The 11,343-nt window shown below is 67.5% G+C and carries 10 protein-coding genes; 4 read left to right on the plus strand and 6 right to left on the minus strand.

Annotation, left to right across the window (positions count from 1 at the left end; translation table 11 throughout):
• Window positions 1-39: 39 nt before the first annotated feature.
• The 4 genes from argC to MTR62_RS17945 all read right to left on the minus strand — a co-directional run bounded on the left by argC (window position 40) and on the right by MTR62_RS17945 (window position 5,265).
• On the minus strand, window positions 40-963 hold the full coding sequence (gene argC, locus MTR62_RS17930; RefSeq protein ID WP_244023500.1) for an N-acetyl-gamma-glutamyl-phosphate reductase: 924 nt from the start codon (window positions 961-963) through the stop codon (window positions 40-42).
• Between the two features lie 78 nt (window positions 964-1,041).
• Window positions 1,042-1,452 carry an SH3 domain-containing protein gene (locus MTR62_RS17935; RefSeq protein ID WP_244023502.1) on the minus strand — a complete coding sequence of 137 codons (411 nt, stop codon included), beginning with the start codon at window positions 1,450-1,452 and terminating at the stop codon, window positions 1,042-1,044.
• A 368-nt stretch (window positions 1,453-1,820) separates the two neighbouring features.
• Window positions 1,821-2,192 carry a hypothetical protein gene (locus MTR62_RS17940; RefSeq protein ID WP_244023504.1) on the minus strand — a complete coding sequence of 124 codons (372 nt, stop codon included), beginning with the start codon at window positions 2,190-2,192 and terminating at the stop codon, window positions 1,821-1,823.
• Window positions 2,193-3,873: 1,681 nt separating this feature from the next.
• Window positions 3,874-5,265: a leucyl aminopeptidase family protein gene (locus MTR62_RS17945; protein ID WP_244023506.1), complete on the minus strand. Its 1,392-nt coding sequence runs from the start codon at window positions 5,263-5,265 to the stop codon at window positions 3,874-3,876.
• A 100-nt stretch (window positions 5,266-5,365) separates the two neighbouring features.
• Between MTR62_RS17945 and MTR62_RS17950 the strand changes: the two genes are divergently transcribed.
• Together MTR62_RS17950 and map are read left to right on the plus strand one after the other, a co-directional pair.
• On the plus strand, window positions 5,366-6,232 hold the full coding sequence (locus tag MTR62_RS17950) for a DUF4163 domain-containing protein (RefSeq protein WP_244023508.1): 867 nt from the start codon (window positions 5,366-5,368) through the stop codon (window positions 6,230-6,232).
• Window positions 6,233-6,274: 42 nt separating this feature from the next.
• Window positions 6,275-7,105, plus strand: a complete 831-nt coding sequence (gene map, locus MTR62_RS17955; protein ID WP_244023510.1) for a type I methionyl aminopeptidase — start codon at window positions 6,275-6,277, stop codon at window positions 7,103-7,105.
• Between the two features lie 139 nt (window positions 7,106-7,244).
• Here the strand turns inward: map and MTR62_RS17960 are convergent, their stop codons facing one another.
• Together MTR62_RS17960 and MTR62_RS17965 are read right to left on the minus strand one after the other, a co-directional pair.
• Window positions 7,245-8,084 (minus strand): arginyltransferase, encoded by an 840-nt coding sequence (locus MTR62_RS17960; protein ID WP_244023512.1) that lies wholly within the window; start codon window positions 8,082-8,084, stop codon window positions 7,245-7,247.
• A gap of 349 nt (window positions 8,085-8,433) precedes the next feature.
• Window positions 8,434-9,687: a threonine ammonia-lyase gene (locus MTR62_RS17965; protein ID WP_244023514.1), complete on the minus strand. Its 1,254-nt coding sequence runs from the start codon at window positions 9,685-9,687 to the stop codon at window positions 8,434-8,436.
• A gap of 126 nt (window positions 9,688-9,813) precedes the next feature.
• Between MTR62_RS17965 and MTR62_RS17970 the strand changes: the two genes are divergently transcribed.
• Window positions 9,814-10,782, plus strand: coding sequence for an NAD(P)-dependent oxidoreductase (locus tag MTR62_RS17970; RefSeq protein WP_268739941.1), 969 nt, complete (start codon window positions 9,814-9,816; stop codon window positions 10,780-10,782).
• Window positions 10,779-11,343: amidohydrolase family protein (locus MTR62_RS17975; protein WP_244023516.1), on the plus strand; the 565-nt coding region annotated here is incomplete at its 3' end. The genes MTR62_RS17970 and MTR62_RS17975, both read left to right, overlap by 4 nt.

An 11,343-nucleotide genomic window follows, 5' to 3' on the forward strand; every position in this document is an offset into this window, starting at 1 on the left:
AAGCAGCTTGACCCACGAAGCCCCAATCAGAGAAGGCTCTTAGAGGCGCAGCCCCGCGGTCTCGTCGAGGCCCGCCATGATGTTGAGGTTCTGCACCGCCGCGCCGCTCGCGCCCTTGCCCAGATTGTCCAGCATGGCAACGAGGCGCGCCTGCGTCCCGTCGGCCGAGCCGAGCACCCGCAAGGTCAGGCTGTCGACCGGCGCCATATCGGCGTGGAGCAGCAGCTCGGACGGCGCATCGTTCTCGACCGAGACGATCGGGCTGCCGGCGTAGAACGCGACAAGCGCGGCGCGCAGCGCGTCGGCCTGCCCCGCCTTGCCCATCATCGCCAGATGGACCGGCACTTCGACCAGCATCCCGCGGTGCGCGGGCACCACCGCCGGCGCAAAGATCGGATCGTGGGCCAGCGCGGCGTGGGCCTTCATCTCGGGCACGTGCTTGTGGCCGAGCGCGAGGCCATAGGCGCGAAAGGCAATGTCGCGCTCGGCCTCGAAACGGGCGATCAGCGCCTTGCCGCCGCCCGAATAGCCCGACACCGCGTGGCAGACATAGGGCCAGTCGGCGGGCAGCAGCCCCTCGCGCACGAGCGGCGCGACGAGGCTGAGGAAACCGGTGGGATAGCAGCCCGGATTGCTCACGAAGCGGGCCCCGGCAATCGTCTCATGGCCGACCAGCTCGGCAAAACCGTAAGTCCAGTCGGGTGCGGTGCGGTGCGCCGAGGACGCATCGATCACCCGCGTGCGGTCGTTGCGGATCATGCCGACGGCCGCCTTGGCGGCGTCATCGGGCAGGCACAGGATGACGAAGTCGGCCGCGTTGAGCGCCTCGGCGCGCGCGGCATCGTCCTTGCGCCGCGCATCGTCGAGCACGATCAGCTCGAACTCGCCGCGCGAGCCCAGCCGGTCTGCGATTTCAAGGCCGGTGGTGCCGGCTGCGCCGTCGATGAAAACCGTCTGTGCCATTGTCTTCAAGTCCCAGTAATCGTCAGGCCCGGCCCCTGCGGGGGCAACCTTCGGGCCGATACCATCGCGCGCCCTGCTTCAGGCGCCGGTCTGCGGCGCCGCGATCTCGGCCAGGGCGACATAGCCGACCAGGCCTTCCTCGCCGCGCTGACCCCAGGCCCAGGCGCCCGCAATGTCGAGCACGTTGAACACCTCCCCAGCGGCAAGCTCGGCAAGCACTTCACCGTCCACGCCCGGCGCACTGACAAGCCGCGCGCCCGCGTGGGCACTATAGGGCACCGGCACGGCATAATGCGGCACGAAGCAGCGCCCGGCCAGCTTGATATGCGCCAGATCGCCACGCAGCGGCAGATAACGCGGATCGGCTTTCACCGAGGGGCCGGTCATCGCCAGCATTCCATCAATCGAGACGGGACGGGTGTAGGAATCGTGGTTGGTCAAGTGCAGGCCATCGGTGAAGCGAAAGATTGGGGCGCTTATCCCGGTCATCGTCTTTACGCAAGGCTCGCGGCGGGTCGGGCCGCGTATCGGGTTGCGCACCGGGTTACACACCGGGTTGCAAAACAGGCCGCGAGGCACGGGCAGGACGGCCGGCCGACCATGGCGTGAGAGACTCCTTTTCCAACTTCCTCGATCGTAGGCCAGCCGCGCAGGAGGGTCCATTGGCCATTGTCACCAGATGGGCCGAACAACGCGCCAATCGGCACCATAACGGTCCAAGGCCCCGCGTCACTCGAACCGACACGCGCGCAAGGGGCCGCATCCCACCCAGGGGATGCGGCCCCGCCCTCACGCAGGGATCGGGGTCCGGCCAGGGCCGGACGATCGCGGTGTCTGGGGAAGGGCCCGATGCGCGCTCAGATCGCGAGCTGCGCCTCAACCTCGCGCAGCTTGATACGCGCCAGCGCCAGATTGGCCTGCTGGCGATCGAGCAGCAGGTAGGCGAACAGGCCGGTGCCCGAATCGTCGGTCAGCGGGCGGATCAGCTGGTAGTGCTGGCCCAGCGTAATGAGCATGTCCTCGACCGCATCGTCGAGCGCGAGCAGCTTGAGCACGCCCTGCTGCGCGCGCATCACTTCGCTGGTCCCCGCCGCGGCGAGGTCGAGATCACCGCCGTCGCGCATCTCACCGACCGTGGCGAGCGTCATGCCGCTCGCGCTGTCGACGATCGCGGCGGCCAGAGCGCCATTGATGCCCATGAGTTCGGCGAGCTTTGCTTCAAAGTCCATGGTATTCATTCCTTGTTCGGGGGCGCACCCGCGCGCTGCCGGCCGTGCCGGGCGCAGGTGCGGTTGTTCAGATCGGAAGCGACAGGCCCGAAAGCGACCGGGCCGGACGCGGCTTAGGCCATGACCAGATTGAGCGAGAGCACTTCGTCGAGACGCCTCTGGAGCGCTTCGGTCTCGAAGCCCACCACGCTGCTCGCAAAGCTTTGCGCGGTTTCGTGCAGGCCCGCGACAACGCCGACCAGCCGCGCCAGCGCATCGTCGAGCACCGGCAGGAGCGCCTCCATCTCGTGGCGGATCTCCGACTTGGCGACCAGGCTGCGCCACTTGCCGAGNGCGCATCGTCGAGCACCGGCAGGAGCGCCTCCATCTCGTGGCGGATCTCCGACTTGGCGACCAGGCTGCGCCACTTGCCGAGCAGCAGCGTGGTAACGCGCAGCGCGCTTTCGGCGGACTTGATCCCCGCGGCCATCGTCGCGCTCTGCTCGCGATCGAGATCAAGGCTGTCGTGCAGCGTGTCGATGCCGTGTTCGAGCGCCTGGACCAGCGCGTGGGTTGCCTCGTTCGAGGTTTCGGCGTCTTCCTTGCCGTCGATCGTGGCGATCGCGAAGCGGCACACCGATTCGGCCTGGAGCTGCGCCAGCGAGACCGCAAAACGCAGGCCACGGCGCAGCGCGCAGGTCTGCTCCACCGCGCCGTGCAGCCCGGTCATGGTCGCGGCGAGCGCCTGGCACTGCGCCTCGAGCGCGGGGGCCGCCTTGGCGACGTGCGGCTCGACATTGCGGTTGCCCGAAACCACGAAGCGCGCGTTGGCGACCGCCTCCTCGAGCCGGGCGAGCGCCTGCGCCGCCTTGTCGACCTCACCGCCGAGCGCGAGCGCCTGGGTGTCGGCGCGGGCCAGATCGCCCGCCAGCGCGCGCACCTGCACCTCGATCGCGGAACCGGCATCGAGCAGCGCGCGCACGTTGCCGCGCGCCTCGGGCCGTGCGGGGATGACGACACCGGCCTGCGCGCGCAAGTCGAGCTCGCGCGGGAGGAAAGTGTGCATGAAGGCTTCGTAGCTGTCGAAACCGAGCCGGGCGAGTTCAGCCAGGATCGCTTCCTCGCCCAGCCTTGCGGCGCGCCCCGCGCTCTCGCCCTTGTCCATCGCCTCGGACTCGATCGCGCGCGCGGCCTGGAACACGCCGTGCACCGTGTCGCGCAGGCCGATGTCGATCGGACGGCTGCGCACCGAGATATAGCCCTTGCCCAGCGGCGCGACGGTCGCCAGCGCCCAATAGGCCGAACCGTCACCAGCCAGGTTGAAGACGTAAGTGCTGAACGCCTTGCGCCGCCCGATCGTCTCCCACATCAGGCGGAACGCGCCGCCGGGCATGTCGGGATGGCGGATGATGTTGTGCGGCGCGCCGATCAGTTCACTGCGATCGCGCCGCGCCATATCGACGAACACCTGGTTCGCCTGTTCGATGACCCCTTTGGCATCGGTCGTCGAAAAGAACAGGTCATCGAGGTCGACCTCGTGGAATTGCCCTGTCGGTTCGATTTTCATGGTTGGCTCCTGGTCCCTGCGTGTTGGACCGGACCAGCCTAAGCCGAATCGCGCGGGTTCATCCTTGATCCGGCATAACTAATGTTTCGCTAACCAGACCGATTCAGACCTCGATAACCCCGCCCTAACAGGACGTTAGGATGTCTCGCCATAGCGCGCGCGCAGCATGTGCCAGGCCGCGCGCAGGCCCAGCGCCGCGCCGCCCTTGCTGCGGCCGGGCTTGGCCGCCGGGCGCCAGGCGAACGTGTCGAAATGCGCCCAGGCGATGCCCTTGGGCACGAAGCGGTCGAGGAACAGCGCGGCCGTGCACGAACCGGCGAACCCGCCCGTCCCCGCGTTGTTGATGTCGGCGATGTCGGACTTGAGATACTCGCGGTAACCGTCGTGCAGCGGCAGGCGCCAGCACGGATCATCGCAAGCCTCGCCCGCGGCCAGCAGCGCGTCGGCGGTCGCGGCGTCGCGGGTGAAGAGCGCGGGCAGATCGGGCCCCAGCGCCACGCGCGCAGCGCCCGTGAGCGTGGCGAAATCGATCACCAGTTCGGGCTTGCCCTCGCCCGCGCGGGCCAGCGCGTCGCCCAGGATCAGGCGGCCTTCGGCATCGGTGTTGCCGATCTCGACCGAGATCCCCGCGCGCGAGCGCAGGATGTCACCGGGACGAAAGGCGTTTCCGGCAATCGCGTTCTCGACCGTGGGGATCAGCAGATGCAGGCGCACCGGCAGGCGGGCCTGCATGATCAGCCGGGCCAGCGCCAGCGCGTGCGCAGCGCCGCCCATGTCCTTCTTCATCAGCAACATGCCCGAACCCGGCTTGATGTCGAGCCCACCCGAATCGAAGCACACCCCCTTGCCGACGACCGCGATGCGCGGATGGCGGGGATCACCCCACTCCAGTTCGACCATGCGCGGCGCGTGCGCTCGCGACGCCGCGCGGCCCACCGCGTGGACCATCGGGTACTCGTGCTCGAGCGTGTCGCCGCGCGTCACGCGGATTTCGGTGCGGAATTCCTTGTGCAGGCTTTCGGCCTCGGCCTCGATCTGCGCCGGACCCATGTCTTCGGCCGGGGTGTTGACCAGATCGCGCACCAGCAGCGTCGCCTCGGCTTCGGCGGCGATCGTCTCGATCGCCTTGACCTCGCCGGTCAGCAGGACGCGCGGACCTTCCTCGGCGGGCTGGGAGAGGTAGCGTTCGAAACGATACTGGCCGGTGATCCAGCCGAACAGCGCCGCGCCCGGCTCGCCGCCCACGCGGCGGTAGGTGCCCGCGGGAAGGTTTTCGGCAAGCTTGGCCATGCACCAGCTCGACAGGTTGGCGGCATCTGCGACGCCCGAAACGACCGCCCAGCCCTCACCATCGGGCATGATCGCGTAGTCGTAACCATCGGCCGCGAAACGGTGCGCGTCGAGCGCGGCGCGTTGCACGCCGTTCAAACCCTTGCGAAATTCGTCCAGCCCACCCTTGTCGACGAGGTGGATGGCGATGGCCTTCTGGCCACGATCGGGCTGGATCAATGCGTCTTTTTCGCTCATGTCCTTTCTCTAGACCCGCGTGAGGGCAAAGGGCAATTGAAGAAGACGCAGGCGCGCGTCGCATCCCCGCCACGCCGCGCACATTCGATGGGGGAGTGAAATGGGTCTCGTCACCAAGCTGGGGTTCCTCGCCGGATGGAGCCTGCTGATCGCCGGATGCAGCGCGGACTCAGCGCCCCGGAACAGCGCCACACAGGCAACCGAAAGTGTGCCGGATGGTGCCTCGGCCCCGGTCTCTCCGGGCCAACCGCCCGCGCCCGAAGCCACCGCCCCGGCCATGCCGCAAGGCCAAGGCGCGGACGCGGACAATGCAATCGATCTGGCGACCGACACTTACGAATTCCAGTATTCGTACCCAGCCGCCGCCGCCGCGATTGCCCCGCTGCGCGAGGAACTCGACCGGCGCCGCGACGCCATGCGCGCCGAGGTCGAGACGCGGTCGCGCGCCGAAAAGTCCGCCGCCGCGCAAGGGGCCTATCCGTTCCGTCCGCAGACCTTCAGCGCCAGCTGGAGCGTGGTCGCCGACGTGCCCGACTGGCTTTCGCTGTTTGCCGAAACCTACGAATTCACCGGCGGCGCGCATGGCATGAGCGGGTTCGAGGCGCTGGTGTGGAACCGGCGCATCGAACGGCTCGAACGGCCGCTCGACCTGTTCGTGAGCGCCGAGGCGTTCTCCGCTGCGCTGCGCACGCGGCTGTGCCGGGCGCTCGACGCGCAGCGCGCGCAGCGGCGCGGCCAACCGCTCGAACCCGGTGCGCCCTTCACCGACTGCATCGATCCGGCCCGGCAGACCGTGCTGCTCGGCTCGAGCAACGGCAAGACCTTCGACCGGCTCGAATTTCGCATCGCACCCTATGAAGCGGGCCCCTATGCCGAAGGCAGCTACGACGTCACGCTGGGCGTCGATGGCGCGGTGATGCGCGCGCTGCGCCCGCAGTACCGCAACGCTTTTTCGATTTTCTCCTGAGAGCCGCTCGATTTTTCGGCGCCCGATTGCTATATGCTGCGCATGAGCGAATACCAGATTGTCGACGCCGAAGATCAGACCGTCCTGCGCGACGGCACCATCAAGCTGCACGGGCCCGAGGCCTTTGAGGGTATGCGCAAGGCCGGACTTCTGGCCGCGCGGATTCTCGATGAGATCGCCCCGATGGTCCAGCCCGGCGTTTCCACCGCCGCGATCGATGACAAGGTGCGCGAACTGACCCTCGATGGCGGCGCGGTTCCCGCAACGCTGGGCTACCGCGGCTATGCGCATTCGTGCTGCATCTCGATCAACCACGTCGTGTGCCACGGCATTCCTTCGGACAAGACGCTCAAGGATGGCGACATCCTCAATATCGACGTGACCCCGCTGCTCGACGGCTGGCACGGCGACACCAGCCGCATGTACTTCGCAGGCGAACCCGCGCTCAAGGCGCGCCGCCTGGTCGAAGTGACCTACGAATGCCTGATGATCGGCATCGAACAAGCCAGGCCTGGCAACCACATCGGCGACATCGGCTACGCCATCCAGCAGCACGCCGAACAGCACCGCTACGGCGTCGTGCGCGAATTCTGCGGCCATGGCCTGGGCCGCCTGTTCCACGACGCGCCCGAAGTGGTCCACGCCGGACGTCCGGGCACCGGCCCCGAGATCAAGCCGGGGATGTTCTTCACGATCGAACCGATGATCAACCTGGGCAAGCCCCCGGTGAAAGTGCTCGCCGACGGGTGGACCGCCGTGACCCGCGACAAGTCGCTTTCGGCGCAGTTCGAACACTCGATCGGGATTACCGAAACCGGCTGCGAGATCTTCACCGCGAGCCCCGCGGGACTCGACAAGCCGCCTTACGCGTAAAAATGGATAGTCCGAGGGCCATCGCCCTCGGGCTCCCCGAACTGTCGACCTCGCCTCTCTCAACGCCCCTGCGTAAGGGAGGCGAGGTCGACAGTGTGGGGTCAAGGGGCCGCAACCCCTTGAAGAAATGCACCCAAGCTCAATCCTGCGGGATCGCAGGCACGCCATCCTTGCCCGTACCCGAGCCCACCCGGCGATCCGCGCGCGGGTTGGCGGCGGCCTGCGCGATCAGGCGGTCCTGTTCGGCCGCATCGAGCCGTTCCCAGCCCGCCCGGCCAAGCTTTTCCATCGGGCGGTAGCGCACCTTGTACTGCATGCGCGCCGAGCCTTCGACCCAGTATCCCAGGTACACGTAGCTCAGCCCCATGTCGTGCGAGCGGCGGATATGGTCGAGGATGATGAAGTTACCGAGTCCCTTGCGCGCGCTCTTGGGGTCATAGAAGCTGTAGATCATCGAGAGCCCGTCGCACTGGCGATCGGTCAGGCAGGCGCCAATGAGCTTACCCGGCGTCACCCCGTCGGCCGAGCGTTCGCGGTATTCGACGATGTAGCTGGTGACCGGCGTGTGTTCGACCATGTCGGCGTAGTCGATCTCGTCCATCGAGGTCATCCCGCCTTCGGGATGGCGCTCGGCGAGATAGGCCTGCAGCAGTTCGAACTGTTCGCTGGTCGACCAGGGGCGGCAGACCGTGGCGATGAGATCGTCGTTCGCCTTGAGCGCGCGCTTCTGCGAGGAGGAGGCGATGAATTCGCTGGCGACCACGCGCACCGAAACGCAGGCGCTGCAATCGAGACAGGAGGGGCGGTAGGCGACGGTCTGGCTGCGGCGAAAGCCGATGCGGCTGAGCGCGTCGTTGAGCGAGTCCGCGTGCGGCCCCTTGAGCTCGGTGAACACCTTGCGCTCGTTGCGGCCGGGCAGATAGGGGCACGGCGCCGGGCTGGTGACGAAAAATCGGGGAAAGCGAACCGGAGCGGTCACGGGGGCGTCTTGTCCTTTGATTTCTTTACGTGCCTGCGCGTGATTTGTTTACGAGCCTGCGCGATCGGCAAGCCTGTCCAACACCTGCGATCGGGCAAATATGCAGGAGCCTGCCGCCACTTGAAAGCGTTTTAACTACAAATTTGGCGCAAGGTGTATCGCATTGCCCCGAAAATCGAGCCTTCTTCATACGTCTGTGCCGGAACGGGGCGCCGCGCACGCCCCGTATTTACGCCCCGTATTTCCACAAGGCGTGCGGTTAACCGGCCGCGGCCCGCCAGGCGCGGGCTGGCGATTGCAAGGCAGTGCCCCGCCCGGCCCTCCGGCTGCGCTCAAGCCCCGGCGCCAATCAGTCGGTTTCGACCCGGCGCACCTCGTAGCCCTCGCGGTGGAGCGCGGCGATCAGCGCGTCGAGCTGGGCCGAATCGCGCGCCTCGCACTCAATCTCGGTGACCAGCCCCTTGGCCGGAAGGTGCGTGAAGATGCGCTGGTGGAACACCTCGATGATGTTCACGTTCTGCTCGTGGAACACCTTGGCCACCTTGAACAGCGCCCCGGCGCGGTCCTGCAGGCCGATCCGCAGCCGCGCGAGGCGGCCCGAACGCGCCAGGTCGCGCAGCAGGACGTTGGCCAGGAGGCGCGTATCGATATTGCCCCCCGAAAGCACGATGCCGATCTTGCGGCCTTCGAACAGGTCGCGGTTGTCCATCAGCGCGGCGAGGCCACAGGCGCCCGCCCCTTCGACCAGCGTCTTCTCGATCTGGAGCAGCAGCGCAAGCGCGCTCTCGATCTTGGATTCGCTGACCAGCAGGATGTCGTCGAGCTGGTCCTTCAGCACGCTCGCGGTGAACGTGCCGGGCGAGAACACCGCGATGCCTTCGGCCAGCGTGTCACCGCCGATCGGCAGGTTGGTGCCCTTGATGTGGTTGTACATCGAGGGATAGAGCAGCGCCTCGACGCCGTAGATGCGCATGTCGGGCTTGATCCCGCGCGCCGCCACACTCATCCCCGAACTGAGCCCGCCCCCGCCGATCGGCACGACCAGCGTGTCGAGTTCGGGCACGTCCTCGAGCATCTCGAGCGCGACGGTGCCCTGCCCAGCGGCGACGTGCGGATCGTCGAAGGGATGCACGAAGGTCATCCCCAGCTCCGCCTCGAGCTTGCGCGCGTGGGCGTAGGCGTCATCGAAACTTTCGCCTTCGAGCACGACGTTACCGCCCACGCTCTCGGTCTGCATGACCTTCACCAGCGGAGTCGTGCGCGGCATGACGATGGTCACAGGGATGCCCAGGCGCGTGCCGTGGTAGCTCAGCCCCTGCGCGTGGTTGCCGGCCGAGGCCGCGATCACCCCGCGCGACTTGCGCTCCTCGTCCAGCTGCATCAGCGCGTTGAGCGCCCCGCGCTCCTTGTAGGCGGCGGTAAACTGGTGGTTTTCGAACTTGAGCCAAATATCCGCACCAATCATCGCACTGAGCGTCTGGCTGCGCAGCGTAGGCGTGCGCACGATGTGGCTCGAAATGCGCTCCGCCGCCTTGCGAACATCGTCGAAGGACAAGGTGGGCTCTGCGGCCACCGGGAGGGGTTTTGTTGCGGACTGTTCCATGGCCGCGCAACTAAAGGAATTGCCGGGGAATTGAAAGGCCACAAAGCTGCGCCTATCCTCTCCCCCCACAAGGCAGGCGTTGCTCGACGGTTTGCTTTTGACCAAAAAACGCTAAGGACTGGGAGCATGACCGAAGAGACCCCCGCGCCGAGCCCCGACGAGACCGCCGTAGCCGAGGAAGCCGTACCGGCCCGCCCGCCGGTGGAGCCGCGCAAGGTCTCCTTCATCGGCCTTGGCGTGATGGGCGGCGAAATCGCCCGCCACATCGCCGAAGCCGGTCACGAACTGACCATCTACAACCGCTCGCCCGACCGGCTCAAGCGCTGGCAGGAAGCCAATCCGGGCCTTGCCTCGCGCGTGGCCGCCAACCCCGCGCACGCCGCGCTCGATGCCGACGTGGTCATCACCTGCGTTGGCAACGACGATGACCTGGCCGACGTCGTGCTCGGCCCCAACGGCGCGTTTCGCACGATGCGCAAGGGGTCGACCTTCATCGACCACACCACCGTTTCGGCGCGTATCGCGCGCCAGATCTCGGTCGAGGCGCGCGACTTGCAGATCCGCTGCGTCGATGCGCCGATGACCGGCTCGCAGATCGGCGCCAAGCAGGGCACGCTCACGCTGATGTGTGGCGGGCGCGACGAGGCGATCGAGGCCGCGCGCCCGGTCATGGAAGCCTATTCGAGCCGCATCGTCCACGTCGGCAAGGCCGGCGCCGGGCAGACCGCCAAGATGGCCTGCCAGATCTGCATCGCGGGCAACATCGCCGCGCTGGCCGAGGCGGTGCGCTTCGCGCAGGCCTCGCACCTCGACATGGCCAAGGTCTACGACGCCATCTCGGGCGGCGCCGCGCAGTCCTGGCAGATGGACAACCGCTGGTCCTCGATGGACGCCGACGAGTTCGATTTCGGCTTCGCGATCGACTGGATGCGCAAGGACCTGGGGCTCAGCCTCGAGGAAGGCCGGGGCCTGGGCGTCTCGCTCCCGGTGGCCGGCCTCGTCGACCAGTTCTTCGCCGAAATCCAGGCGATGGGCGGGGGCCGTCTCGACACCAGCGCGATCGTCAAGCGCCTGCCGAGGAAGACGCGTCCGTGACATTCGCCAGACGGGCGGTCCTTGCCGCCATGCTGGGCAGCGCGCTGATCGCAGCGCCGGCCCAGGCGCGCAAGAAGAGCAAGGAACAGCCCCCCGAAGTCGAAACCCCGGTCCCCGGCACGCTGATCGACGACATCGCCGGGCTCAGCCCCGACGGCCACGGCGGAATCGAACGCTTCAGCGCCTTTCTCATCAGCCGCGACGGGCACATCGCCAGGCTTTACCATGACGGCGAAAAACGGCCCAAGTACGCCGACTACCGGCTCGACGGGCACGGCCAGGTGGTCATGCCCGGTCTCATCGACGCGCATGGCCACGTCATGGCGCTGGGCTTCTCCAAGCTCACGCTCGATCTGTCGGGCACGCGTTCGCTGACCGAGGCGCTGGCCAGGATCAAAGCCTGGAGCGCGGCCCATCCCGAGGCGCCGTGGATCCTGGGCGGCGGCTGGAACGAGACCGAATGGAGCGAGGCGCGCCTGCCGACCGCGGCCGAACTCGACGGCGCGACCGGCGGCAAGCCCGCCTGGCTGACCCGGATCGACGGCCACGGCGGCTGGGCCA

This window comes from Novosphingobium organovorum, assembly GCF_022832435.1.
Classification (GTDB): Bacteria; Pseudomonadota; Alphaproteobacteria; order Sphingomonadales; family Sphingomonadaceae; genus Novosphingobium; species Novosphingobium organovorum.